This window comes from Thalassotalea sp. PP2-459 (assembly GCF_001913705.1).
Lineage (GTDB): Bacteria > Pseudomonadota > Gammaproteobacteria > Enterobacterales > Alteromonadaceae > Thalassotalea_C > Thalassotalea_C hakodatensis.
On the sequence record NZ_MKQD01000034.1, the window covers coordinates 316652 to 341670 of the forward strand.

The 25019-nt window shown below is 38.9% G+C and carries 22 protein-coding genes; 16 read left to right on the forward strand and 6 right to left on the reverse strand.

Features of this window, described 5'->3' with window-relative positions; translation table 11 throughout:
- Nucleotides 1–118: 118 nt before the first annotated feature.
- The 5 genes from BI291_RS07605 to rsgA all read right to left on the reverse strand — a co-directional run bounded on the left by BI291_RS07605 (nucleotide 119) and on the right by rsgA (nucleotide 5279).
- Nucleotides 119–2023 carry a M56 family metallopeptidase gene (locus BI291_RS07605; RefSeq protein ID WP_074497892.1) on the reverse strand — a complete coding sequence of 635 codons (1905 nt, stop codon included), beginning with the start codon at nucleotides 2021–2023 and terminating at the stop codon, nucleotides 119–121.
- 24 nt (nucleotides 2024–2047) lie between these two features.
- Nucleotides 2048–2434 carry a BlaI/MecI/CopY family transcriptional regulator gene (locus BI291_RS07610; RefSeq protein WP_074497895.1) on the reverse strand — a complete coding sequence of 129 codons (387 nt, stop codon included), beginning with the start codon at nucleotides 2432–2434 and terminating at the stop codon, nucleotides 2048–2050.
- Nucleotides 2435–2591: 157 nt separating this feature from the next.
- Nucleotides 2592–3332, reverse strand: coding sequence for a glycerophosphodiester phosphodiesterase family protein (locus BI291_RS07615; RefSeq protein ID WP_074497897.1), 741 nt, complete (start codon nucleotides 3330–3332; stop codon nucleotides 2592–2594).
- Nucleotides 3332–4216, reverse strand: a complete 885-nt coding sequence (gene asd / locus BI291_RS07620; RefSeq protein WP_217693813.1) for an archaetidylserine decarboxylase — start codon at nucleotides 4214–4216, stop codon at nucleotides 3332–3334. The genes BI291_RS07615 and asd overlap by 1 nt, the downstream gene beginning before the upstream one ends.
- Nucleotides 4217–4241: 25 nt before the next feature.
- Nucleotides 4242–5279, reverse strand: coding sequence for a small ribosomal subunit biogenesis GTPase RsgA (rsgA, locus tag BI291_RS07625; RefSeq protein WP_074497900.1), 1038 nt, complete (start codon nucleotides 5277–5279; stop codon nucleotides 4242–4244).
- Nucleotides 5280–5437: 158 nt separating this feature from the next.
- On the opposite strand from rsgA, the gene orn reads away from it, so the two are divergent.
- The 5 genes from orn (at nucleotide 5438) to BI291_RS07650 (ending at nucleotide 12136) form a co-directional block, all read left to right on the forward strand.
- Nucleotides 5438–5983 carry an oligoribonuclease gene (orn, locus tag BI291_RS07630; protein WP_074497902.1) on the forward strand — a complete coding sequence of 182 codons (546 nt, stop codon included), beginning with the start codon at nucleotides 5438–5440 and terminating at the stop codon, nucleotides 5981–5983.
- A 77-nt stretch (nucleotides 5984–6060) separates the two neighbouring features.
- On the forward strand, nucleotides 6061–6573 hold the full coding sequence (locus BI291_RS07635; protein WP_074497904.1) for a DUF4442 domain-containing protein: 513 nt from the start codon (nucleotides 6061–6063) through the stop codon (nucleotides 6571–6573).
- A 156-nt stretch (nucleotides 6574–6729) separates the two neighbouring features.
- Nucleotides 6730–10239, forward strand: a complete 3510-nt coding sequence (locus tag BI291_RS07640; RefSeq protein ID WP_074497910.1) for a hypothetical protein — start codon at nucleotides 6730–6732, stop codon at nucleotides 10237–10239.
- Nucleotides 10240–10244: 5 nt separating this feature from the next.
- Nucleotides 10245–10442: a DUF1289 domain-containing protein gene (locus tag BI291_RS07645; protein ID WP_074497912.1), complete on the forward strand. Its 198-nt coding sequence runs from the start codon at nucleotides 10245–10247 to the stop codon at nucleotides 10440–10442.
- On the forward strand, nucleotides 10439–12136 hold the full coding sequence (locus BI291_RS07650) for a response regulator (RefSeq protein WP_074497914.1): 1698 nt from the start codon (nucleotides 10439–10441) through the stop codon (nucleotides 12134–12136). The genes BI291_RS07645 and BI291_RS07650 overlap by 4 nt, the downstream gene beginning before the upstream one ends.
- A gap of 7 nt (nucleotides 12137–12143) precedes the next feature.
- On the opposite strand, the gene queG is transcribed toward BI291_RS07650, so the two are convergent.
- On the reverse strand, nucleotides 12144–13301 hold the full coding sequence (gene queG, locus BI291_RS07655) for a tRNA epoxyqueuosine(34) reductase QueG (protein ID WP_074497917.1): 1158 nt from the start codon (nucleotides 13299–13301) through the stop codon (nucleotides 12144–12146).
- A 17-nt stretch (nucleotides 13302–13318) separates the two neighbouring features.
- Between queG and BI291_RS07660 the strand changes: the two genes are divergently transcribed.
- The 11 genes from BI291_RS07660 to BI291_RS07710 all read left to right on the forward strand — a co-directional run bounded on the left by BI291_RS07660 (nucleotide 13319) and on the right by BI291_RS07710 (nucleotide 24940).
- Nucleotides 13319–14836 (forward strand): bifunctional ADP-dependent NAD(P)H-hydrate dehydratase/NAD(P)H-hydrate epimerase, encoded by a 1518-nt coding sequence (locus tag BI291_RS07660; protein ID WP_074497919.1) that lies wholly within the window; start codon nucleotides 13319–13321, stop codon nucleotides 14834–14836.
- Between the two features lie 7 nt (nucleotides 14837–14843).
- The gene (gene tsaE / locus BI291_RS07665; protein WP_074497921.1) at nucleotides 14844–15326 is read left to right on the forward strand and encodes a tRNA (adenosine(37)-N6)-threonylcarbamoyltransferase complex ATPase subunit type 1 TsaE; all 483 of its coding nucleotides are present in this window, start codon (nucleotides 14844–14846) and stop codon (nucleotides 15324–15326) included.
- 16 nt (nucleotides 15327–15342) lie between these two features.
- Complete coding sequence (locus tag BI291_RS07670; protein ID WP_074497924.1) at nucleotides 15343–16662, forward strand: N-acetylmuramoyl-L-alanine amidase; 1320 nt, start codon at nucleotides 15343–15345, stop codon at nucleotides 16660–16662.
- A gap of 3 nt (nucleotides 16663–16665) precedes the next feature.
- Nucleotides 16666–18474, forward strand: coding sequence for a DNA mismatch repair endonuclease MutL (mutL, locus tag BI291_RS07675; protein ID WP_074497927.1), 1809 nt, complete (start codon nucleotides 16666–16668; stop codon nucleotides 18472–18474).
- A gap of 7 nt (nucleotides 18475–18481) precedes the next feature.
- Nucleotides 18482–19420: a tRNA (adenosine(37)-N6)-dimethylallyltransferase MiaA gene (miaA, locus tag BI291_RS07680; RefSeq protein ID WP_074497929.1), complete on the forward strand. Its 939-nt coding sequence runs from the start codon at nucleotides 18482–18484 to the stop codon at nucleotides 19418–19420.
- A gap of 128 nt (nucleotides 19421–19548) precedes the next feature.
- Nucleotides 19549–19812: an RNA chaperone Hfq gene (gene hfq, locus BI291_RS07685; RefSeq protein ID WP_074497932.1), complete on the forward strand. Its 264-nt coding sequence runs from the start codon at nucleotides 19549–19551 to the stop codon at nucleotides 19810–19812.
- Between the two features lie 33 nt (nucleotides 19813–19845).
- Nucleotides 19846–21132 carry a ribosome rescue GTPase HflX gene (gene hflX, locus BI291_RS07690; protein ID WP_074497934.1) on the forward strand — a complete coding sequence of 429 codons (1287 nt, stop codon included), beginning with the start codon at nucleotides 19846–19848 and terminating at the stop codon, nucleotides 21130–21132.
- A 75-nt stretch (nucleotides 21133–21207) separates the two neighbouring features.
- Nucleotides 21208–22353: an FtsH protease activity modulator HflK gene (hflK, locus tag BI291_RS07695; protein ID WP_074497936.1), complete on the forward strand. Its 1146-nt coding sequence runs from the start codon at nucleotides 21208–21210 to the stop codon at nucleotides 22351–22353.
- Nucleotides 22354–22356: 3 nt separating this feature from the next.
- Entirely contained in the window at nucleotides 22357–23238 is an 882-nt protein-coding gene (hflC, locus tag BI291_RS07700; RefSeq protein WP_074497938.1) for a protease modulator HflC, read from the forward strand.
- A 70-nt stretch (nucleotides 23239–23308) separates the two neighbouring features.
- Nucleotides 23309–23497, forward strand: a complete 189-nt coding sequence (locus BI291_RS07705; protein ID WP_074497941.1) for a DUF2065 domain-containing protein — start codon at nucleotides 23309–23311, stop codon at nucleotides 23495–23497.
- A 147-nt stretch (nucleotides 23498–23644) separates the two neighbouring features.
- Nucleotides 23645–24940, forward strand: a complete 1296-nt coding sequence (locus BI291_RS07710) for an adenylosuccinate synthase (protein ID WP_074497943.1) — start codon at nucleotides 23645–23647, stop codon at nucleotides 24938–24940.
- The last annotated feature ends 79 nt before the right edge of the window (nucleotides 24941–25019 follow it).

A 25019-nucleotide genomic window follows, 5' to 3' on the forward strand; every position in this document is an offset into this window, starting at 1 on the left:
GATAATCGCTGCAATTTAACATTAAGATGATCGTAAGTAGAATCAAAGTAGTATGTTTGAATAATACTACTTTGGTTTTTTGTTTGATACCGACCGATAATTATTTATTGGATACCGCTTATTTCATCAAGCTAAACGAAAATATTTTTGTCATTTTACTTTCGATAGGTTTGTTATTTATTTTTGCAGGTTGAAAGCGCCATTTGGCCATTGCGTTTCTGATCGCACTTTTAAAATAACTCACTCTACTTTTCTTTTCGAACTCAATGTTTTTCACTCGGCCTAAGGTATCGATGGTAAAGTTTACAGCTACGTCGATTTCTAAGCCTTTACGCTTTGCTGATGAGGGGTATCTCGGATCAGGAGAGGTTAGCAATAACGCTTTAGAGCGAACTGGCGGAGGTGCTATCTTAACAGGTGTTGTTTCTTTTGGCTGAGTAAACCTTGCTAATCGCGAATGTGGGATTGGGAGCGGAGCTGTTCGTTTTATTGGGTGCTGACTTTTATCAACTTCTGGCTCATGATTTAAAGCCGCAATTTGTTGCGAATAGGGGTTATCAAGACGTGACGTTTTATTTGATGAACTCGTTCGTTCAAAAGCTATATCTGATGCTGATTTTTTCGTCACAGGTAAAATCGTTTCAATCGTATTTTTTGGTGTTTGGTCACTCGTTAATACGTTGTTTGAAACTGTCTCATTAGACAATGGTGTTTTGGTCGGCACTGGTGCACTAATGTCTTTTTTAAGCTTTTGTTCTTGTTTTGCAATCGCTTGAGTGACTTCTTGATCAATAACCATATCGGAAGTGATGTGATCTGTAATAGGTGAGCTTACGATATCTGGAGCAGCAGTTTGTTCAGGGCTCAACGGAGCTTTATCTTGGTTAATTAATAAATTCGCAATAGAAGCTTCTGATAACTCCACTTCATGTTCAGACAGAGAACGGGGAATATCATTTGCTGAGCTAGCAAATGATATATAACCGGAAGATAAATCGACTATTGGCATTTTTATATATGGTTTTAGTGCTACAGCAAGAATAGAAACGATAATCAACACTGAAGCTAAAAACTTTCCTGATTCATCTGTTTTAGCACAATGGTGTTGATCAACTAAACGAAGTACGCGCTTTTTTAAATCACCGCCTGATGCTGCCATTGCCATTGTTGGAATTGCGTGATGTCGATGGTGATGGCACAAGCTTGCTGTATCGGTAAGTGTATGCGCATAAGCTAAGGCGTCGCCTGACAGTGCTACGGCGATATCATCACTACAGTATTCACGCTCATTGCGCATTTGTTTAGAAATCCAACGTACAGCAGGATGGAAAAATAACAGTGTTTCAATCAACGTTTGCAGTAAATTGACCAAATAATCATAACGCTTGATATGCGCTAATTCATGTAACATTAGCATTGATAGTTGGGCTGGTGTTAATCCAGTTATCATTGCTGCAGGTATTAGTACAACGGGTTTCAACCAGCCAATCGCCATAGGTACATCACAATGTAACGCAATGAGTAATTTAGGCTTTCGTGTTAATTTAATCTTTTTTACTAGGGCTTCAAATGTGTTATCTAACGATTTAGACGGCAACCTAACGCCATGTTTTGGTAATTGAACGACGTGGTAAAGTTCGATGAATAATTTTAATGCAAGCATGCAAACCGTTGCTAACCAAAGGATAGATAGAATAGGTAGTGAACCAAGCACATCTTGTTGCCAAGTTTGAGGGTCTGTGACCAAGAATAATTCGTCAGCATTAGAGGTAGGTAAAGCATGTTGTAAAATTAAAGAAGGGCTAATATCCGGCTGATAGATGAGGGAGAAGGTTATCATTGGCACAATCAAGCACAACGCCATTGCTGTGGTTGATAATAGGTATCGAATATTTGTGTGTTTAAAAGAAGTTAATACCAAAGAAAATTTTAACGTAAGCGCGATTAAACCACCCTGCCACAAAAAGTGAATCAAGGTAAGTGCGAGATAATATAATATTGCGCTATTTTCTATGCTATCCATTCTGTTTTTTCACAAATGTGTGCGTTATTCCTGCTTTTCTAAATCATTTAATAACTTACGAATATCTGCTATGTCTTCTTTACTTGTGCTTTCATTGAGTGCTCGCATCACTAACTTTGACGTTGAGCCGCCGAATGCTCGAGTGATCAGATCACGAATTAACGATGATTGTGTTTGCATTTCGCTATTAGCCGCGGCATAAACATGTGCGCGATTACTTTCATCGCGAATCACCAATGACTTTTCATGCATTATTTGTAATATTTTAAGTACGGTTGTATAACCTGTTCTTTGTGTTTGGCTTACCGTTTCATGCACCTGACGTACTGTTGCAGGACCAATTTGCCATAAAATATTTAATAAAGTCAGCTCGGCTTCTGTAGGCTTAACACCATTATTATCATGAGCCATTGAAGTTCCTTAATGCTTTGTGTGGTTAACACTGTTTCCACGTTGTTACGATTATATTACGAACATAATCGTATCTCGTGTTGAATAAATGAGCAACTAAAATTTACATTAAATTAATATTGAATTAACCTGTTGTTATTTATGTTAAATTTTTACTTTATAATTGTCTCGCATGAAAATCTGAAACAATTTTTTGAGATTGCTTAGGAAAATTAGTAAAAATACCCTCAACGTTTAATGCTAAACAACGTAAAATATCTTCTTCACGATCAACAGTATACACCCATATCTTTATATCTGCTTCAGTTAAATGATGGACTAAATCAGCGGATAAGCAGTCAATTGCAGGGTTAACAGCGTCTACATTTAGTGAAATCAAAGATGCACCTAGATCGTGAGGGTTATGTGCAATCAATGCAGCAACGGCGTATTGAGGCATAAACTGCTGGCAAGCGCTGATTAGCTGGTGGTCAAAACTAGACAATAATATTTGTGTCGACGAAAAATTACATTGTGTTACAGCTTCCGTTAAATGAACTTGTAATGAGTTTAACAGAGCGCTAAGTTCTGTTTTGTCTTGAGGCACTGTTTTGATTTCAATATTGACCATTACACGACCATCAATGTGGCGAAGTGTCTGCGTAAGTGTTGGGATATGTTGTGCGTAGCCAAGAGTTAAAGCTGTTAATTCGGGTAAACTATAGCGGTTAATATGCCCGTAGTTTTGGGTAGTTTTATCCACAAAATAATCATGAATAACAACAAAACAGTTGCTGGGAGCGTGGTAATGAACATCAAGTTCTATTCCATCAGCCCCCTGTATAATTGCTTGTTCAAAGGCAAGAAGTGAATTTTCGGGATATTCGCCGCTTGCACCTCGATGAGCAATAATTTTCATTACTCTGACGGCGATTCTTTGGATAAAATTGTCGCGAAAGGCTCTCCTAAACGGGTGATAGTTTCAGGACCTGCTTCAGGTACAAAATCAACCATATTTGGTGAAAATGTAGCGACCACTGTTGAGCCTAATTTAAAGCGGCCCATTTCTTCACCTTTTTGCAAGTGAATCGCGCCTGTGCCAGATTTTGGATATTGCCAACGAAATACATCTTTTCCTGCTGGTGGTGTAATGGTACCAGCCCACGTAGTTTCTATGCTGGCAACGATGGTAGCGCCCACTAACACCATTGCTAAACTACCATGCTCTGTATCAAAAATAGTGACAACACGTTCATTTCGAGCAAATAAATCTGGAACATTTTGCGCAGTGAGCGGATTTACTGAAAACAGGTCACCAGGCACATAGATCATCTCTCTAAGTGTGCCGCTCATTGGCATATGTATGCGGTGGTAATCTTTCGGCGCTAGATAAATACAGGAAAACTTGCCATTTTCAAAGGGTTCTGCGGTTTTGTTATCGCCACCGAGTAGACTTTGTAGACTATAATTAAACCCTTTTGCTTGAATGAGTTGTCCATCTACTATGTCTCCTTGCTGGCTTATAGCGCCGTCTACAGGGTAGCAAACTTCGTTTTCATCTGGATTTATTGGTCGAACGCCCTCTGCCAACTCACGGGTAAAAAACTCGTTAAAGGTAGAAAAATCTTCGGCATTTTTAAATTTCGCTTCATTCATATTGATATTGTAAGCTTTAATAAACCATCGAATAGCTTTGGTTGTTAACCAGCCAGCTTCTGCTGCGGCAAATTTACCTACAAGTCGTGAAATACCGTGTTTTGGCATTAAGTATTGTAAAGCGATTTTTATGTTATCTACGGACACGTATGGTTCCTTTAATTATCTTATGTTAATCATTAAATCTGGAGGTTAGCGTATTTGTACCTAAACTTGATAAAATACGCTGAAAACTTGCTAATCGTTCGGGATGAATCGCACCAGCTTCGCAAGCGGCTACTAGTGCACACCCCGGATCAGTTTGGTGTTTACAGTCTCTAAATTTACAGGTGCCAAGGTAGTCTGCAAATTCAATAAAGCCTTGGTAAACTTGCTCAGGCGTTAAATGCCATAAGCCAAATTCACGAATGCCTGGCGAATCAATTAAATCACCACCATCAAGAAAATGGTAAAGCCTCGCCACTGTTGTTGTATGTTGTCCTAATCCTGAGTTTCCAGAAACTTCTTTGGTTAATAAGCCAAGTTCAGGCATCAACGAGTTTGTTAGTGTGGACTTGCCAACACCTGATTGCCCGACAAATATACTGGTGTTATCTGCTAATTGTGCTTTAAGCGTAGCGATACCTTCTTGAGTTGTATTGGAAACTGCCAATATTTTATAACCAATATCTTGGTATATTTGTAATTGCTCATCGATAATTTCAGCGAGGTCATCATCAAGTAAATCTATTTTATTGAGCAGAATAATTGGTGGTATATCGGTTTGCTCTGCAGCAACAAGATAACGATCAATAATATCAGCATTAAAAGCAGGTAATACCGAAGTCACGATTATTATCTGACTAATATTGGCGGCAATGGGCTTAACGCCATCATAAACGTCAGGACGAGATAATACAGAATCACGTTCATGAACTGCTTCTATAACACCAGAAATACTGTGCTGTGTTTCTTTTTCTTGTCGCCAAAGTACCTTATCACCACAAACTAAAGAGCCAACAGAACGACGCAAGTTACAGCGAACAATGTCACCTGATGTGCTTTCAACGTCAGCATGTTGTCCAAATCGACTGATCACTACCCCTTGTTGTGATTCTCCTAATTCGTCATCTTGCCATTCGACAGCAGCAGATTTTCGCGCTAACTTTTTCGCTTGGTTGGCGTTAATTCGTCTGAGTTGACCTTTGGTTAATTTTTTAGCTTTTGCCACAGAAATTTTTCATTTTAATCGTCGTTAATATATAGTTTGGTTAAAACAAAATGTTTTAATCAATATGTGTTGTCACGTATTATACGGATAAATTTATCTTACAGCTATTACTTGTCAACGTTTAGTAATGTTCAAGTGCAAGTCATCAAGGGAAACATATGTCTTTAAGCGAAACCAACTTAATTTGGTTAGATTTGGAAATGACAGGTCTTGAGCCTGAACATGATGTGATTTTAGAAATTGCTAGCATTGTAACCGATAGCCAGTTGAACCTGCTTGCTGAAGGGCCAGTCTTTGCTATCCATCAACCTGACGATGTGTTAGACAATATGAATCAGTGGTGCATCGATACGCATGGTGCATCTGGGTTAACGCAACGTTGTCGAGAAAGTAATGCTTCCTTGTTAGATGCAGAAGCAGCAACCATAGCTTTTTTAGAAAAGTATGTACCAGCGGGCGCGTCACCAATGTGTGGTAACAGTATTGGGCAAGATAGACGTTTTATTAATAAATATATGCCTCACTTTGAACAATATTTTCATTATCGAAATTTAGATGTTAGTACGATTAAAGAGCTTGCTCGGCGCTGGAAACCAGAAGTTTTAGCTAAAGTAGAAAAAAAAGGCGTGCATTTAGCGTTGGATGATATTCGAGAGTCGATAGAAGAGCTTAAAGTGTATCGCGAACATTTATTTAAATGTTAATAGCAATACTGTTAGAAAAGCACGACAAGTGCTTTTTTCTTTGCTAAGGTTTTATGGTCTGACCAGTTAAGAGGTGAATGATGCGTAATAAACTCGCGAAGACCATTAATAAATTAAATGTATTGCCTGCTGGCATAAAAGGTTTTTTAATAACCAAGATTTTTTGCTCAAAAGTAAAGTATGCAGGCACCACCGGCATTCGTATTGAGCAATTAACCGAATCAAAAGCGGTTGTGAGATTAACCAATCGAAAAAAGGTACAGAATCACATCGGCTCCATACATGCTGTGGCCGCTGCGGTATTAGCAGAATCTACAACGGGTATGGTTTTTGGTATGAATGTACCAGACACTTGCATTCCATTACTAAAGTCGATGCGTATTGATTATCAACGACGAATGCAAGGGAACTTAAAAGCGATTGCATTGTTAAACCAAGATCAACGCGACAGTATTAATCATATTGAAAAAGGTGAGTTAGTCGTCCCTGTGGAGATATTTGATGAAACTGACCAACAACCTATTGTATGCACAATGGAATGGGCATGGGTACCGAAACGAAAAACTGAAGCTGTTAAAGAAAGCCGTTGATTATTAGTCATAATTCCATAAACTGTAAAGATTGCATGTTGAATATGTACCGCTGATTACACTAAATAATAAACTGTAATCACTAAGATTCTTCAAGCTGAAGCAGTAACGCTACGATAGCGTACTGATCTATTTTTGCAGGTAGTTGATAAACGCATGGATTCAAAAACGTCACTTCATAAGCAGTTAGCATCGCATTTCACCAAGATATCGTTGGTGTTTTTGCTTTCGGTATTTATTCTACTCTATCTTATTTATGCGCGGGAAACAGAATTAGATGCGGTAAATAGTTCTGCAGTGCCGGCTTTGCAAAAACAAGCCGCACTCCATCATTTAACCTGGCAAAGTATGGTGTTGTTTCAACAGCTCACTGAAAGTACTGAAGCAACACAATTAACAGATAAACACCAGCAATTACTATCACTTCTTGCACAAATAAGACAATTAACCCCAGTGGGGAAAAGACAGCTTTCACTTATTGTCGATCGCTTTGAAAAGCTCAATGTCCATGCAAGAACAATCACTAATCATGCTGAAATAAACGAGTTACTTCATAAAAATGTATTGATTCAACTACAACTTGTTCATGATCAACTAAATCAAGAAATTACCAGTAAACAACTTGCTATGGATAAACTTTCACAGCAAATCACTGAAGATAAAGTATCTGATTCTGTTACGGTATCTCGGGCGAAAGCACACCTAAACCTGACGAGTGAGATGACATTATTAACTAAAACACTCAATAGTGTCGTTGAATTACAGGTGATGTTTCAGCGACTATCTATCCGCAGTGTTCAAGTTGACTTTAATTATCTAACTAACCGATTTTCTGAAATATTAACTTATTGGCAGCCTGCGTTAACAGAGTATTCGAAGTCTGATGATAGCAGCAATAAATTACTACTTGTGCTTCAAGAGTTGCAGTTATTGATGTTTGGCGAGCAAAATGTTGTTGCTAAATGGCGAGGTCATATTCGTATTGCTCAACAATACATAGAACAGGTTACGTTAGAGCGTCAAAATACACTGGAAATATTACAACGAGTAAGACTGCCTACAATCACTCAACCTGAGTTTCCTGGGTACTTGGCAGTATTGTTAGCACCTTATGCCAAATATAACTATCGCAACTTTTTATTGGCGATACTTATTGTTGTTAGTGTTCTTTATTTGCTCTTAATTGTGCAAATACGTCATAGTAAACGGCAACTTAAACAGTATGAAAGTAACTTATTATCTGTTGTAGAACGAAGTAGCTCTGGTAGTGAGGTTATTAAAGAGCAGATAACCACAAAGTCACTTGCAACAGTATGTGAAGAAATTACCCAACTGAAAAAACCTTTACACAATGAATCTGACTACCAACAATTACAAGCATCGTTTCAAGAGCAGCAAGCATTTTATCTAGAGCATTTAGGATCTTTTTATACTAAAGAGCCCACTGAAATACCTAGCACACTCAGTGAAATATTATCAAAAGGAAGTAATACACAACATAATACATGGCGTGCATTATTTTCGAATCAACAGATAAAAGCATTATTAAAAACAGCAAAACAAAGTAAAAAGCAACAAACGGTATCAAGATGTATTGTTGACAATAAATGGGGAGCAAGTTTTAGCTTTACTATGCTCTACCTTAAAGGTCAGTGGCGGGTTTTGATACAAGATAGACAGGTCTACATCAACCTACAACATGCTTTAGAACAACAACTTAATGACGCTAAAGCTGAAATAAACTCGTTACAATATCAACATCAAACACAACTATCAGAGCTGCAATTAACAATTACACGTGCCTTATTAAGTACGCAAAATACAGCTAAAAGTTATGAAGATCATTACCAGCAGCTATATCGACGCTTCCAAGAAACGATTACTTGGTGTCATCAGGCGTTATTTTTAGGCGCCAGCACTAAACGAATACCTGAATATACTGCTGAGGTTAATGTTAGCAACTTTACGCACTCTGTTATGAATAACATTGCGCTTGAGCAAAAATCTAAAACCAATCGTGTGTTTTTATCCCTAAGTCATCAAATAGCAGAACAAGCGACGATAAGTCAGCCTTATGCCTATGATTTTTTACTCACGATTGGAAAACTTGTACTGCAAGAGCAAATTTCTGCTGTGTTGTTGTTGTCGGTTGACGTAAAAGATATAAACCCTGGTCAGCAAGTGTTAACCATTGATTATCAAGTTAAACATCACACCAATCACCTTTCAATTCCGGCGATTGTTGCTTTACTTAACGACGATAAGGTGATGCCTAATACGCCAATTGTTATACCTTATCTGCAGGCGCTTTGCCGTAAATTACATATTAAAGACCTTCGAATTTCACAACTTGAACATGGATTCAATTTAAATTTTGATTTACCTCTTGCAGTAGCGAGTCATCGTGAAAAACCTGCTAAAGACGTTTACCTTAAACAGCAACAAATATATTTGTTATCCACTGATCCATACTTAACGTCATTTATTAATGATACGATCATCGACAATCATGGGAAAGTTGAGGTGTTTTCAAAAGCAGCACAAGTACGTGATGCGCTTCATGTAAAACATCTGAAAAAACATGCTGATTCTGTGTTAATAATAACATCGGAGTTTAGTCAGAAAGATCTTGAACTTATGACTAATCACTTTAATGGATTACCTGAAAAAATTGCGCCAAAATTACAATTTATACAAGGATTTTCAGGGCAGTATTTAACGCGAACTGGGCTTTGCTCGTTAAGTGATAACGCTATATCAAATGTACAATTGCTGACCAGTTTGTCTGGATTATTGCATAATTCGGGTAGGCATAATCAACTTCTTTCTAGGAAAGTTTTTAACCACTATCATTATCGAGCATCTAAAGTTCAGGTGTTGTTAGCAAGTGATCGCATAGCGCGCCTAGCACCGTTGATAACATTATTACAATGGGCTGGGGTAAAAGTAACTACTGTTAGTGAAGCTCATCAAGCTATCAATTATTGGCAGACGGGACGATTTACTTTGTTATTGACAGACTTTACTCAATCACCTTATGTCGAATTATCAGCAGGACGAAAACTAAACAGGGGAGTTTTTCGCCTCGACTCAACTGCATCAAATATTGACACTCCTGAAGACTTTTTACATTGGCAAATAGGGACGCTAGCACCTATTGATAAACTAGAGGAATTACTAGCGCAGTTAGCGCCGTGGCTATCGCCATTACCGTCACTTGAGTTGATTGAATCTAAAAATAAGCCGGTAGAAAAGTTAGCGTTAAGTAAAAAGAAAGAGATTAGTAAACCAGAAAAGCCTATTCGAACAACTGACATTGAGCCAACTCAGCATTTGGCACACCAAACCCCGTTTGATTTGAGTCAGTATGCTGAAAATCAAGGTTCGCCAGAGTTAGCAGTATTTATGCTAGAGGATTATTTGCAAGACATCTCGCAAGCGATATCGACGATAAGTTCAGCACTGAAAAATAATAATATTGAACTAGATGAACCGTTATCAATCTTGATCAATAGCAGTAAAATAGTAGCCGCAGAACAGTTATACCTTAGTGCTAATGCATTAGCTCAAGCAGTTGCTGTTGGACATAGCACCGACATTCATGAGGCTTTGCAAACAGTGATAACACACCATCAAGCACTGCACGACTTTTGCCAAGCGATCTAAATACCATGAAAATTGATAGTAAAACATTAAGCCCTTGCATTCGAAATTGCTGTTTAGACAACAAGGACGTTTGTATAGGGTGTGGTCGACATGTTGATGAAATTGTTGGCTGGCGAAACTTTTCTGATGCACAAAAATACCAAATCTTGGACAGATGTGTTGAAAGGGTGCATAGTAATAAGAGTAAAGACACCAATAAGTGACACAATTAATGGAAACTGCCGGTAAAGACTTTTTTGTAGGTTATGAAGAACTTAAGGTATTAATTATCGATGATAACACCTTAATTCACGACACATTAAAAAAAACCTTATATGGACTTGGTATTCGCGAAGTTAGGTGTGCGCAAAATGCTTATTATGGCATGCGACTTTGTAATGAAATGCAATTTCAAATTGTGGTTTGTGCCTTCAATGTAAATAGTGATAAAGACGGGTTTCATTTATTAGAAGAGTTGAAGTTTAAAGGACATGTCACTAAGCGTACGGTGCTCATTTTTTTAAGCACAGAGACCAGTGAAAGTTTAGTTAACTCGATTATTGAATTACAACCTGATGACTTTTGGGTTAAGCCTTTAATTCCAAAGGTTGTTAAAGAACGCTTATCGAATACATTAAAAATAAAGAGTAAATTATTTAACTTATATCAAGCGATTGATAGACGTGAGTTTTCTAAAGTAATTTATTTTGCTGATCAGCATTTGAAGAATAAATCCTTACGCCACCTCCATCCCAATATATTGCGCATGCGTGGTGAAGCCTTGTTAAGTTTATTGGAATTTCATGAAGCAGAATTATTTTTTCAAGGGTTATTGAAAAAATATAAATTTGGCTGGGTATATTTAGGGTACGTAAAGTCTTTATTAAAGCAAGGTCGTATAGATGAAATACATGAGCTGATAAGTTCTTTAACCGACAAACCAGAAACACGTTTTGCAATGCATGACTTATTAGCTCAATACCATATTGAACAGGAAATGTATGCTACGGCTTACGAGGAAATCAAAAAAGCAACATTATTATCGCCACGAAACATAGAGCGAAATAAAAAATCATGGGACCTTGCACGGCTTAATCATGATCATATCGGACAATTTCAAGCGACAAAAAGTATTGTTGCCAATGCGAAAAATTCTATTCATGATTCGCCTGAACTCTTATTAAACGTGATCAGAGCAGGTATTGATTTAGCAATAACGATAACAGACGGTAGCGCAGATAAACTGTTAAATCAGATTGAAAGATATATTCAACAAGTTCAAGAAGACTATAAAGAAGCAAGTGACTTTAAAGAACAAATAGCGGTCGCGCAAGCTCGCTTATTTAAAGCTCAAAACGAAGAAAAACGTGCAGAACGCATTGTTGAACATAAAATATCGCTTAGACCAACGCCAGAAATTGAAGATAACCTGGATAAGGTGAAAGTTTTTCACGAATTAGGTATGCGTGAAGAGGCTATGCTTTTGTTAGAAGCGATTAAAAATCAAATATCTGGAGAGTCACTAACGAGTCAAGTGGTTAACCGGTATATCGAACAAGAAACCAAAGAACGTGCTGACATCCATTTCACACCTAAACAATTACATGATATGGCGGTTGAACATTACCAGAAAAAAAGGTTTTCACCTGCACTAGAATCTGTGTTGCAAGCGATACAATTAGCACCTAACAGTGTGAAGTTTTCCACGAGTTTATTAAAAATTATGGTGGCTATGAAAGAAACCGGAGAACTAAAGGAAGAAGATTACCCGTTTGCAGATAAAGCGATTAAACTTTTTGATAACACGAAACTTGAAGGGAAACATGCTGAAGTGGTGGCTGAAGTGAAAGAAAACTGGCAACGTTTCTTTAGAAACCCCCATGCTCAAGAAGATGTTAACATTGAAGAAGCTGGTTAATAAACCGCTAAGCGTCTCTTGGTAGACCTTTTTCTATTGAACGGACTAACCTGGCATGTAAGCGGTGCTGCTTGTTTTGCTTAACTGAAATCGTTATTTCTGATTGTTTATTTTTCTGTTGTGCAATGGCCCAATCAATATGCTCTGCAACCATAGCCGTTGCCTGCGTTCTTTTAGCGCTTAGTGTTGAAATAATGTTAGGTGAGTAATCGCTATTTCCTAAGGCTACCGCAATATTTCGTTGCCAACATTCAAAACCTATGCGCCTTATGGGAGATCCTAGTAGTGTTGATAAAAATGTTTCTTCATCCCATGCAAATAGCTCAAGTAAAGTCACGGCATCTAATCCTTGTCTAGCTTGAAAGTCTGTTTCTTGAGACAGTTGTGCAAACTTATTCCAAGGGCAAATTAATTGGCAATCATCACAGCCATAAATTCGATTACCTATTAGGGGTCTAAATTCTATCGGAATGGCTTCTCGTAATTCAATGGTCAAATATGAAATACACCTTCTGGCATCAACCTCGTAAGGCGCTACAATAGCTTGAGTCGGGCAAATTTTAATGCAAGCAACACATGAACCACATGAACTTTCTTGTTTTTCACTTATTGGCAGCGGAATATTGACTAATAACTCACCGAGAAAAAACCATGAACCGGCATGTTTATTAATCAGCAGGCTATGTTTTCCAACCCAGCCTAAGCCTGCTTTTTCAGCTAAAGGGCGTTCTAAAATTGGAGCAGAATCAACGAAAGGGCGGTAATCAAGCTCGTGGCAATGGTGCTTTATTTTTTCACCTAAAGCTTTTAAACGTTTGCGCATCAATTTATGGTAGTCTCTTCCAAGCGCATATCGACTCACATAAGCATGATCTTTATTTTTTAATGTTTGAGCAAAATTTGCGTTTTCGGGAAGATAATCCATTCGAACACTGATGACACGAATTGTACCTGGATGAAGTTTATCAGGGTGCGCTCGCATATCACCATGATTGGCCATGTAACCCATTTCACCATGGTATTGATTGTCTAACCACTGTTCAAAATGATGATGATACTCGGACAGATCAATATCACTAAAACCGACATCGGCAAAGCCAAGCTCTTTGCCCCAAGACTTGATTTTTTCGGCTAATTCTAGATAGTTGATAGTTGAGTTATCCATTTATTGAGTGTTAAACGATGCCCATATTAAAATTGTTGAGAAGTTTACCACAAAGCGCCTATTGCGCGACACAAGTGTTGACGAATGAACATTGTCTTGCCAAGGAGCAAGGGCTTGAATTATATGCCTTGATGGAAAAAGCTGGACAAGCTGTTTTTTCGCGCATCCAAGAACAATACTCAAAAACAACACAGTTATTTATTTTAGCTGGTAAGGGTAACAATGGTGGTGACGGTTTTGTGCTTGCAAGACTAGCAGCAGAAGTCGGTTACAAAGTGACTGTTTATTTATGCGCAGAAGCTGAACAGCTTAAAGGCTGCGCACTAACAGCTTTTAATTCTTTACAAAAAACAACCATTACGGTTCTATATCAAAGTGAGCTAGCGCTCACGCCCAACTTTTTTCAAGAGAATCAATATGAGCTGATTATTGATGCGCTCTTTGGTATTGGTTATCAAGGAGCATTAAAGTCAGAGCTTGCGAAAATCATCAACCTTGTCAATGGAACAAATATTACAATCGTTAGTATTGATGTACCTTCCGGGTTAAATGCCACCACTGGATACGTAGCAACCACTGCAATACGTGCAAGTGAAACCGTTACTTTTATTGCTGCTAAACAAGGGTTGATGACAGGCCAGGCTGCAGATTTTGTTGGTCAACTTTATCTTGCAACCCTTTCGCTCAATGAGTGCTTTCAACAACGTGTTGATACGCAAATACACCTTCAAGGGAAAAATGCTATTCCGAATTTTCCTGTACGTAATGACGCTAGTCATAAAGGTCATGTGGGGTTATTGCTTTGTATTGGTAGTCATGTGGGTATGCCGGGTGCAATTCGGTTAGCAGGTGAAGCCGCATTACGCACAGGTGCGTCATTGGTTGCGGTGTGTTGCGATTTCAATAACCATCACTTTGTAGTAAACGGACGTCCAGAGCTTATGCTTGCGCCAAGTGATGCTGAGTCATTAATGAAAAGCCATTATGTTGAAAGAGCAAAAGCGATGTTAATTGGACCTGGCTTAGGGCAAAATGAATGGTCGTCAGCATTATTTCAGTTGATACTTGAAGAAGAGCGCCCTTTAGTTGTTGACGCAGATGCATTGCAACTATTAGCTAAGTCGCCCTGTAAACGTAAGCATTGGGTGCTAACACCGCATCCAGGTGAAGCCGCTAAGTTATTGAATTGTACTATCAGTGAGGTAGAAGAAAATCGCTTTGATGCAGTGAAAGCTATCGCTAAAAAGTTTGGTGGTATTTGTGTGTTAAAAGGTGCAGGTTCTTTGATCTCAGATGGAGAGATAATTTGGATAAATACATCGGGTAATTCAGGGATGGCCTCTGGTGGCATGGGCGATGTTTTATCCGGTATAATAGCTGCGTTATTAATGCAGCTATCAGATCCAATGGAAGCAACGCGATTAGCCGTGTATCTACACGGTAAGGCAGCAGATGATATTGCAAAAAAACAGGGTAAAATAGGTATGTTAGCTAGCGATCTTTTTCTACCTATTCAGCAGTTACTAAACAAGTGAATCATTTATGACAGTTAACAGGTTACATTTACGTTTGATTGATGAACAGGCAACGGTTGCCTTAGGCAATACATTCGCAAAAGCAGTCGTGAACCAATTAAAATGCGGTTTTGTTGCTTATCTCTACGGTGATCTTGGTGCAGGCAAAACAACGCTTACCCGAGGTTTTGTACAAGGATTAGGTCATTCAGGTAAGGTTAAGAGCCCAACATATACTTTAGTTGAGCCCTATGAAATAGGAAAATGGCATGCGTACCATTTTGATCTCTATCGCCTTTCAGACCCCGAAGAGTTAGAGTTTATGGGAATTCGTGATTATTTTGATGAAAAAGCTTGCTGTTTTGTTGAGTGGCCAGATCGTGGTAAGGGCGTGTTACCTAACGCTGATATTAGTATTTCCTTACAATATTGTGGTGAACAAAGAGAAGTAGAATTAACCGCTCATACTTCCAAAGGACGAACACTTTTGGCAGTATTAGGTGAGCGCTAAGAAAGAGGTAATAATAATGTTGCAACGAAGTGTTGCTATAGTGTGGTTTATAGCAAGTATTTTCACCCTGTTTTATGCAAGTGAATCAGTTGCAAAAAATAACATTGATAGTGTGCGGGTGTGGCCTGCACCAGAAAACACGCGTGTGGTATTCGATTTATCATCCACGCCAGATTATAGCTATTTTTCTTTAAAAAATCCTCAACGTTTAGTGATTGATTTTAATGATACGCGAAACATTGCTAACTTGGTTAATGTATTAAATAACGATAAGCGAATTCGGAAGATTCGCACATCAACACCAAAAAATAAACGCTCAACTCGCTTAGTATTAGAATTAAGCGAAGCATTTAAGCTTGATATCTTTGCATTGCCGCCAGCGGGGCAATATGGAGATCGCCTTGTGGTTGACTTGTTTGATCAAAATCGAGTGGTGAAGCAAACAAACCCTATTTCTCAAGGCAACCGTGATATTGTGATCGCGATCGTTGCAGGTCACGGTGGCGAAGACCCTGGTTCAATCGGTGCGAAAGGCACATACGAAAAGCATGTAACGCTGAATATTTCAAAAAAACTCGCCGCATTACTTAATCGACAAAAAGGCTTGTCTGCTGTGATGGTAAGAACAGGTGATTATTATGTGAATCATAACCGTAAAACGGTAATCGCACGAGAAAATAAAGCCGATTTATTAGTGTCTATTCATGCTGACGCATTCACATCGCCACAGCCGCATGGGGCATCGGTATTGGTGCAATCGAGCAGAAGAGCTAACTCTGAATTTACCCGCTGGATTGCTAATCGTCAGAAAGAGTCTGAATTACTTGGAGGGGCGGGCGATACGATTAAGAAAACGAAAGATCACAACCTTGCATTAACGCTAGCTGATATGAAAAAAGAATACACTATGGCAAGCAGTTATGCTTTTGCTGAATATGTATTGCGAGAGTTAGGTAAAATTACCAAATTACATAAAAAGAGACCAGAAGGGTTGAGCTTAGCAGTATTAAAGTCTTCTGATATTCCAAGCGTATTAATTGAAACCGGTTTTATTTCAAACCATGCGGAAGAAAAACGATTGCGCTCTACTCAGCATCAACAAAAACTTGCCAGAGCAATTTATACTTCAATAGATAATTATTTTGCGGCTAACGCCCCTGACGGTACTTATTATGCCTCAATCGGCCATCGTAAACATAAAATCGCAAGGGGAGAATCGTTATCAGTAGTGGCTCACAAATATAATGTGTCGGTAAAAAAATTAAAGTCAGTGAACAAACTTACATCAAATGTTGTTCGTATTGGACAAACCTTAAAAATTCCTCGCGCAGATTAATCTATGACAATTGAAATATTACCCGCTCAACTTGCTAACCAAATAGCAGCGGGTGAAGTGGTTGAACGCCCTGCATCAGTGGTTAAAGAGTTGGTTGAAAACAGTTTAGATGCCGGTGCAACAGCAATAAAAATAGACATTGAAAAAGGTGGAGCCAAACGCATCCGTATTTCTGATAACGGCTGTGGTATTGCTAAACAAGAACTTACCTTAGCATTAAGTCGTCATGCAACGAGTAAAATAAAAGCATTAATCGATCTTGAAGGTATCGCTTCATTGGGTTTTAGAGGTGAAGCATTAGCCAGTATCAGTTCTGTTGCGCGGTTATCATTAACATCAAAGCCCGCTGAACAACCAGAAGCATGGCAAGCGCATGCTGAAGGTCGAGACATGGAAGTAATAGTGCAGCCAGCAGCGCATGGCAACGGTACAACTATTGACGTAGTAGATTTATTTTTTAATACCCCTGCACGTCGAAAGTTTCTTCGGACAGAAAAAACAGAATTTGGCCACATTGAAGAAGTGATCAAAAGAATTGCGCTTGCACGTTTTGATGTCGCAATAACGCTGACGCACAACCATAAAGTGGTAAAACAATATCGCCTTGCTGACACCGACACAAAGCGAAGTAAACGTGTTGCACAAGTGTGTGGACAAGCATTTATTGATCATGCGCTTGAAATTAATTGTCAACATAATGGAGTGTCGTTAACGGGGTGGTTAACCAAACCTAGCTTTCATCGCAATCAAAATGACTTATGTTATAGCTATGTTAATGGCCGTATGATGCGCGATAAATTAATTAATCATGCAATAAGGCAAGCTTATCAAGAACTGTTACCCGCGGAAACATATCCCGCCTTTGTGTTATTTCTTACCTTAAATGTACGGGAAGTGGATGTAAATGTGCATCCGGCAAAGCATGAAGTGAGGTTTCACCAAGGTCGCTATATTCATGATTTTATTTACGCAACTTGCCATCAAGCACTTACTGAACAGACAGAACTGATAGAACAAACCTCCGAAGCGACTTCATCATATCAAAACCTTGAACAGCGTACTGCTATCAGAGGAGCAGCAGAACAGAGTCAGGATTATATCGCTCCCTTAAGATCCTCAGGTTCGGTATCTGGCTACAGAGCAAACAGTCAGGCGCCGTTTTCGTCTTCGTCGCAAGTGCCGTTAAACGCAGCTGAAAATTATCAGCAGCTAATGACGCCAGTGACTGAGTCACCTCAGCAATCATTAGAGACAACTGCAAATACTTGGTTATTTGTAGCTCCGCACTATGGGTTGTTTGTTGATGATCAGCAACAAGTTCAATTATGCTGTCTAAAACAGCTAGCTAAGAAAATTCTGCAAGAAAAAGTGTCGTCACAATGGCCAAGAGGTATAACGAGTCAGCCTTTATTGTTACCTGTAAAACTGAATGCTGATAAGGTGCATAGGAGTATGGTGAATAACCACCAAACAAAATTTGAGCAGTTAGGCATAGTGGTAGAACTTATCAGCGATAAGGCTGTCCAAATAAGGCAGTTTCCGGCAATGTTACGACATGTTGATGTTAGCTATTGTTACTTGAAATTAATAGAAGCTCTTAGTGTGGCTGAATGTGAATTAACTGATGAAAAACTTTGGCAACAGGCATTTGCAGAAGTTGCAACACCATCAAGCTTTCAAGCCGTAGACATGAACAATTTGATGAAAGAGTTCGAACACTATTTTCCTGAAAAAAATAAACAACAACAAGTCTTGAAAACACTGCCGGTAGACCTTACATCAGCTATACAGCAATTACAGCAGGCCAATTAGTTCTTGTATGTCATCTACGTTTAATGAGCTGCCGCCAGTTATTTGTTTAATGGGGCCGACGGCTTCTGGAAAAACAGCATTAGCATGTGAACTTTATGATGCATTACCTTGTGACATCATCAGTGTAGATTCTGCGCTAGTATACAAGGATATGGACATTGGAACGGCAAAGCCAACATTAGCTGAGCAAGCGAGGTATCCGCATCGATTAATCGATATTAAAGATGCGAGTGAAAGCTATTCTGCCGCTGAGTTTTGCCAAGATGCCTTAACAGAAATTGCTGCTATACGCGCCAAAGGTCGTATGCCAATTTTAGTTGGCGGTACTATGATGTACTTTAAAAGCTTAATTGATGGTATTTCGCCATTACCTGAAGCAAATGCCACAATTAGGGCTGAGATTGAAAAACAAGCAAGTGTTCTTGGTTGGCAAGGGGTACACGATGAATTAGCAAAGGTTGATCCGCAATCTGCGCAACGTATTCATCCGAATGACCCGCAGCGATTGACAAGAGCGTTAGAAGTATTCCGCATTACCGGTAACACTTTGACACAATTAACCGCAATAAAAGGTGAGAGACTAACCGGTAATGTTTTACAATTTGCGATTGCACCGAAAGAACGCAAAGATTTACATGCTCGAATTGAACTGAGGTTTGAGCAAATGATTGCTCAAGGTTTTGAGCAAGAAGTCGTTAAATTAAAAGAACGTGGCGATTTACATGAAAACCTTCCTGCTATTCGGTGTGTAGGTTATCGCCAAATGTGGCAATATTTACAGGGTGAATGTAGTCATGAGGAAATGGTTTTTAAAGGTATATGTGCCACTAGGCAATTAGCAAAACGTCAGTTAACATGGTTACGTAACTGGCCAACACTTACTTGGTTAGCGATGGAGAATAAAAACAATCTCCAAGAAATTTTAAACGCAGTAAGCAAAGTGTAAACATTGATGTATAATTAGTTTTGCAGATAGTATTGATTAAATTACTCTTTTGACTATCTGCTTAAACATTAAATTTTGAGTGAGTATTACTCGTTGATTTTGACAACAATAACAAAAGGGGCCAAATAATGGCAAAGGGGCAATCTTTACAAGACCCATTTTTAAATGCGTTACGTCGTGATCGCATTCCAGTAGCAATATACTTAGTGAATGGCATCAAACTACAAGGACAAGTAGAATCATTTGATCAATTTGTTATTTTATTAAAAAACACCGTTAGTCAAATGGTTTATAAACATGCCATTTCTACGGTTGTACCAGCTCGTGCAGTTAATACCGCACCTCAAGCTAGCCAAACTGGTTTTAATCAATCAGTGGAAAACGAAGATTAATGCTAGTAACTCGTATTGTTCGGAGTTGTTCATTTGTTTGATCGTTATCAAGCAGGCGAACAAGCGATACTTGTTCATGTAGATTTTCCAGACGAAAATGCCCGCGAAGACTTACAAGAGTTTGAAATGCTTGTAAGCTCCGCTGGTATAGAGTCGCTTGCTGTTGTAACAGGTAAGCGCGATACACCGCACCCGAAATTCTTTGTAGGGAGTGGCAAAGCGGAAGAAATCGCTGAAGCAGTGGCATGTTATCAAGCCAATGTCGTACTCTTTAATCATAGTTTATCCCCGTCTCAAGAAAAGAATGTTGAAGCGTTATGTAAGTGTCGTGTTGTTGATCGTACAACCTTAATACTTGATATTTTTGCACAACGTGCCCGTACGCATGAAGGTAAGTTACAGGTTGAGCTTGCTCAGCTTAAACATATTAGTACGCGATTAATCAGAGGGTGGACGCATTTAGAGCGTCAAAAAGGGGGGATTGGTCTTCGAGGACCAGGTGAGACTCAATTAGAAACTGATAGACGCTTGCTTCGAGAAAGAATGACAAACATTCGTAAGCGTTTAGAAAAAGTTGAAAAACAACGCCAGCAAGGTAGAAGGGCTCGTAATAGAGCAGAAATTCCAACGGTTTCGTTAGTTGGATATACCAATGCCGGTAAGTCAACATTGTTTAATCGAATCACCCAGGCGGGAGTTTATGCTGCCGATCAATTGTTCGCGACTTTAGATCCAACGTTACGAAAAATCGAAGTGGAAGATGTTGGCCGAGTTATACTAGCAGACACGGTTGGCTTTATTCGCCATTTACCTCACGACTTAGTGGCTGCATTTAAAGCGACATTAACTGAAACACGTGAGGCTGAAATATTGCTTCATGTTATTGATATTGCAGATGAACGACGTTCAGAAAATATTGAACAAGTACAAGCTGTGCTAGATGAAATAGACGCTGGTGATGTACCTCAGCTGTTAATTTGTAACAAAATTGATATGCTCGAAGATGGTGAACCAAGAATAGATCGTGATGAATCAGGGTTGCCAATACGTGTTTGGTTATCTGCGCAAGCGGGAATTGGTATCGATTTATTATTCATGGCATTAAGCGAACGTATGGCTCGTAAAATCGTTCAATTTAGTTTAAAAATACCACCAGCATACGGCAAATTACGCGGTGAATTGTATGATTTAAATTGCATAGAACGAGAGTCATATGATGAACAAGGTAATTGTTTAATAGAGGTAAAATTACCGGAACAAGAGTGGAATAAATTAAGAAAACAAGATGAAGTGCACATAGAACGCTTTATCGAAAGTTAACAGACTGATATATTAGAGCAATTCTTGACTTAATATGTCATTTATAGGCATAGAGTATTAATAGCGGAGAGCGTTATGGCTTGGAACGAACCAGGGAAAGATGATAAAGACCCCTGGAAAAATAAAGGTGGTAAAAACCAAGGACCACCAGATCTAGATGATTTAATCAAAGATTTAGGTAATAAGTTTGGTGGTGTATTTGGCGGCAAGTCTTCTGGTGGTAGCGGTAAAAGCTTCTCATCCATCGGCTTAGCGCTGGCTATCATTGTTTCTGTACTTGTGTACGCATTTAGTGGTTTTTATACCATCAAAGAGGCTGAAAAAGGGATCGTCCTAAGGTTTGGTCAGTATGCTGGCACAGTAGAGCCAGGTTTACGTTGGAAATGGACTTTCGTGGAACGAGTGATCCCTGTTGATATACAAACAACACGAGATCTTCCAGCGTCAGGCTTTATGCTTACGCAAGATGAAAACGTAGTACGTGTTGAAATGCAAATTCAATATCGTGTTGTTGACCCACGTAACTATGTATTTAGCGTAACGAATGCCGATGATAGTTTAAGCCAATCATTAGATAGTGCATTACGTTATGTGGTTGGCCATTCAATCATGGATGATGTGCTAACAAGTGGGCGTGAAATTGTACGTCAAGCGGTTTGGGCAGAATTAGAAAAAGTGATTGAACCATACAATCTTGGTATTTTGATTGTTGATGTTAACTTTAAAGATGCTCGTCCACCAGAAGAAGTAAAAGATGCATTTGATGATGCAATTGCAGCGCAAGAAGATGAGGTTAGGTTTTTGCGAGAAGCTGAAGCATATGCTCGTGGTATAGAGCCACGTGCTCGTGGTCGTGTTAAGAGAATGGAACAAGAAGCGCTAGCCTATAAGGAGCAAACGGTATTAGATGCTGAAGGTTCGGTTGCTCGCTTTTCAAAATTGTTGCCTGAATATAAAGCTGCGCCAGAAGTGACGCGTCAACGCTTATACTTAACTACAATGGAAAAGGTTTACAGCAATACCAGTAAGGTTATGGTCGACGTTGATGGTGGTAATAACATGATGTACTTGCCGCTCGATAAAATTATTCAACAGCAATCAGCAAATTCACCAAGAGTGAATAATCAGTCCAGTCAACCTGTGACAACAACACATTCCTCTAAGAACTCAGCGCCGTCTACTTCAGGTCGTGCTGATCGCTTCAACAATGGGAGAAATTAAGCAATGAAAAACTTTCTTATTGCCCTTATTGCCGCCCTGTTGGTGCTAGCAGTTTCTGCTGTCTTTGTTGTATTCGAAGGTCAGCGTGGCATTGTGTTTCAATTTTCAAAAATTAAACGTGACGATGCCGGCCAAATGATGGTTTATGAGCCAGGGTTACATTTTAAAATACCGTTTATTGAATCTGTTCGTAAGATTGATGCGCGTATCCAAACGTTAGATGAAGAACCAGATCGCTTTGTTACATCAGAGAAAAAAGATTTAATGGTTGATTCATACGCGAAATGGCGCATTGTTGATTTTTCAACGTATTACTTACGTACTTCAGGCTCTATAGAAAATGCTAGAGCTTTACTGAAACAGAAAATTAATAATGGCCTACGTACTGAATTTGGCTCTCGCACTATTAAAGAGATTGTTTCTGGTGATCGTGACGATATCATGAGCAAAGCTTTAGAAAGCGCTGAAAGTAGTCGTGAAGATTTAGGTATTGATGTTATTGATGTACGAGTTAAAGCTATTAACTTGCCAACAGAAGTCAGTAATTCTATTTATGATCGAATGCGTGCTGAACGTACTGCAGTAGCGAAAGAGCATCGTTCAAAAGGTCAAGAGCAGGCAGAGATTATTCGAGCCACGATTGATGCAAAAGTAACGGTTATGTTAGCTAACGCGCAAAAAGAAGCGTTTGAAATTCGTGGTGAAGGTGATGCATTAGCGGCTAAAGTGTATGCGGATGCTTTTAACGAAGATGCTGAATTCTATAGCTTTGTAAGAAGTTTAGAAGCGTATGAAAACAGCTTTAATAGTAAAAACGATATCATGGTTGTGAAACCCGATAGTGACTTCTTTCGTTATTTAAAGAATACAGATAAATCAAAGTAATTTGATAACGTTAAAGATGTAAGGCCATGCTCAGTTTAATGATCATGGCCTTTTTATTCTAAGGAATATAATGACTGTTGAATTATTGCTAACGGCATTTTGTCTTGCGTTAATTATTGAGGGGCTGATACCCGCATTGTTCCCAAATAAGTGGCGAAATTATGTGTTGAAAATCGCACAAGAAAGCCCTAGGAACATTCGTACTATGGGAATAGTTGTGGTTTTTATCGGCTGTTTAATCTTATGGCTGCTTTATTAATATCAATTAATATAAAAGAATACTGCTGTTAAGTTATTCTGATTCTTTTAAATTTTAAAATCGTATTAAAAACCACCAAATAATTCCTTGGCCTCAATTAGGGTTTTTGGTAGAATCCCCGCCTAATTTTCTTTCCAATATGTGAATATGGGTAAAAACGTCGTTGTTCTCGGCACTCAATGGGGTGACGAAGGTAAAGGTAAGGTTGTAGATTTACTTACTGATAAAGCTAAATATGTGGTGCGCTATCAAGGTGGGCACAATGCAGGTCACACTTTGGTGATTAACGGTGAAAAAACCGTACTTCATCTTATCCCTTCTGGTGTTTTACGTGAAAATGTAAAGTGTCTGATTGGTAATGGTGTTGTGCTTTGTCCTAAAGCCTTAATGACAGAAATGAACATGTTAGAAGAGCGCGGCGTACCTGTACGCGAACGTCTTTTAATTAGTGATGCTTGTCCACTTATTCTTCCTTACCACAATGCATTAGATGCTGCGCGAGAAAAAGCACGTGGCAACAAAGCTATTGGTACTACTGGTCGTGGTATTGGCCCAGCTTATGAAGATAAAGTTGCGCGACGCGGTTTACGTGTAGGCGACTTATTAAACGCTGAAACATTCGCAACTAAGCTCAAAGAAATTGTTGAATACCATAATTTCTCTTTAGTGAATTATTATAAAGTTGAGCCTGTCGATTTTGAACAAGTGCTAGCAGACGCACTTGAAGTTGGTGAGGTGATCAAAGGTATGATTGCTGATATACCAGAATTACTTGATCAAGCACGTAAAAATGGCGATTCAATCATGTTTGAAGGTGCCCAAGGCACGTTACTTGATATTGATCATGGGACTTACCCTTACGTAACTTCATCAAATACTACCGTTGGTGGTGTTGCTACAGGTTGTGGTTTTGGTCCGCGTTATCTTGATTATGTTCTTGGTATTACCAAAGCCTATACAACACGTGTAGGTTCAGGCCCATTCCCAACAGAGCTAGCTGATGAAATAGGTCATCATTTAGGTACGGTTGGTCATGAGTTTGGAGCTACTACAGGTCGTGAGCGTCGTTGTGGTTGGTTTGATGCTGTTGCTATGCATCGTGCAGTACAAATAAACTCAATAAGTGGTTTTTGTTTGACCAAATTAGACGTATTAGACGGTTTAAAAACGTTAAAAATATGTACGGGTTATCAGCTTGAGAACGGTGAAGTGATCACTGTGTCACCAACAGCAGCAGAAGGCTACGAAAAAGTAACGCCAATATACGAAGAAATACCAGGTTGGGATGATTCTACCGTTGGGGTAACTAGCTATGATGCATTACCAGAAAATGCAAAGGCTTACATCAAGCGCATTGAAGACATAACTGGAGTTCCTGTAGATATAATCTCAACAGGACCAGATCGTGTTGAAACTATTATTAAAGTGAATCCGTTCCAATAAACGAATGTATTCTACCCATAAAAAAACCACCATTTCGGTGGTTTTTTTATGGGTGTTTGTCGTGATTGTTCGAATTATA

Bases quoted from the DNA above. Each gene is read 5' to 3' on its own strand.
- BI291_RS07605 (WP_074497892.1), bottom strand. From the start codon at position 2,023: ATGGATAGCATAGAAAATAGCGCAATATTATATTATCTCGCACTTACC.
- BI291_RS07610 (WP_074497895.1), bottom strand. From the start codon at position 2,434: ATGGCTCATGATAATAATGGTGTTAAGCCTACAGAAGCCGAGCTGACT.
- BI291_RS07615 (WP_074497897.1), bottom strand. From the start codon at position 3,332: ATGAAAATTATTGCTCATCGAGGTGCAAGCGGCGAATATCCCGAAAAT.
- orn (WP_074497902.1), top strand. From the start codon at position 5,438: ATGTCTTTAAGCGAAACCAACTTAATTTGGTTAGATTTGGAAATGACA.
- BI291_RS07635 (WP_074497904.1), top strand. From the start codon at position 6,061: ATGATGCGTAATAAACTCGCGAAGACCATTAATAAATTAAATGTATTG.
- BI291_RS07640 (WP_074497910.1), top strand. From the start codon at position 6,730: ATGGATTCAAAAACGTCACTTCATAAGCAGTTAGCATCGCATTTCACC.
- BI291_RS07645 (WP_074497912.1), top strand. From the start codon at position 10,245: ATGAAAATTGATAGTAAAACATTAAGCCCTTGCATTCGAAATTGCTGT.
- queG (WP_074497917.1), bottom strand. From the start codon at position 13,301: ATGGATAACTCAACTATCAACTATCTAGAATTAGCCGAAAAAATCAAG.
- BI291_RS07660 (WP_074497919.1), top strand. From the start codon at position 13,319: ATGCCCATATTAAAATTGTTGAGAAGTTTACCACAAAGCGCCTATTGC.
- tsaE (WP_074497921.1), top strand. From the start codon at position 14,844: ATGACAGTTAACAGGTTACATTTACGTTTGATTGATGAACAGGCAACG.
- BI291_RS07670 (WP_074497924.1), top strand. From the start codon at position 15,343: ATGTTGCAACGAAGTGTTGCTATAGTGTGGTTTATAGCAAGTATTTTC.
- mutL (WP_074497927.1), top strand. From the start codon at position 16,666: ATGACAATTGAAATATTACCCGCTCAACTTGCTAACCAAATAGCAGCG.
- miaA (WP_074497929.1), top strand. From the start codon at position 18,482: ATGTCATCTACGTTTAATGAGCTGCCGCCAGTTATTTGTTTAATGGGG.
- hfq (WP_074497932.1), top strand. From the start codon at position 19,549: ATGGCAAAGGGGCAATCTTTACAAGACCCATTTTTAAATGCGTTACGT.
- hflK (WP_074497936.1), top strand. From the start codon at position 21,208: ATGGCTTGGAACGAACCAGGGAAAGATGATAAAGACCCCTGGAAAAAT.
- hflC (WP_074497938.1), top strand. From the start codon at position 22,357: ATGAAAAACTTTCTTATTGCCCTTATTGCCGCCCTGTTGGTGCTAGCA.
- BI291_RS07705 (WP_074497941.1), top strand. From the start codon at position 23,309: ATGACTGTTGAATTATTGCTAACGGCATTTTGTCTTGCGTTAATTATT.
- BI291_RS07710 (WP_074497943.1), top strand. From the start codon at position 23,645: ATGGGTAAAAACGTCGTTGTTCTCGGCACTCAATGGGGTGACGAAGGT.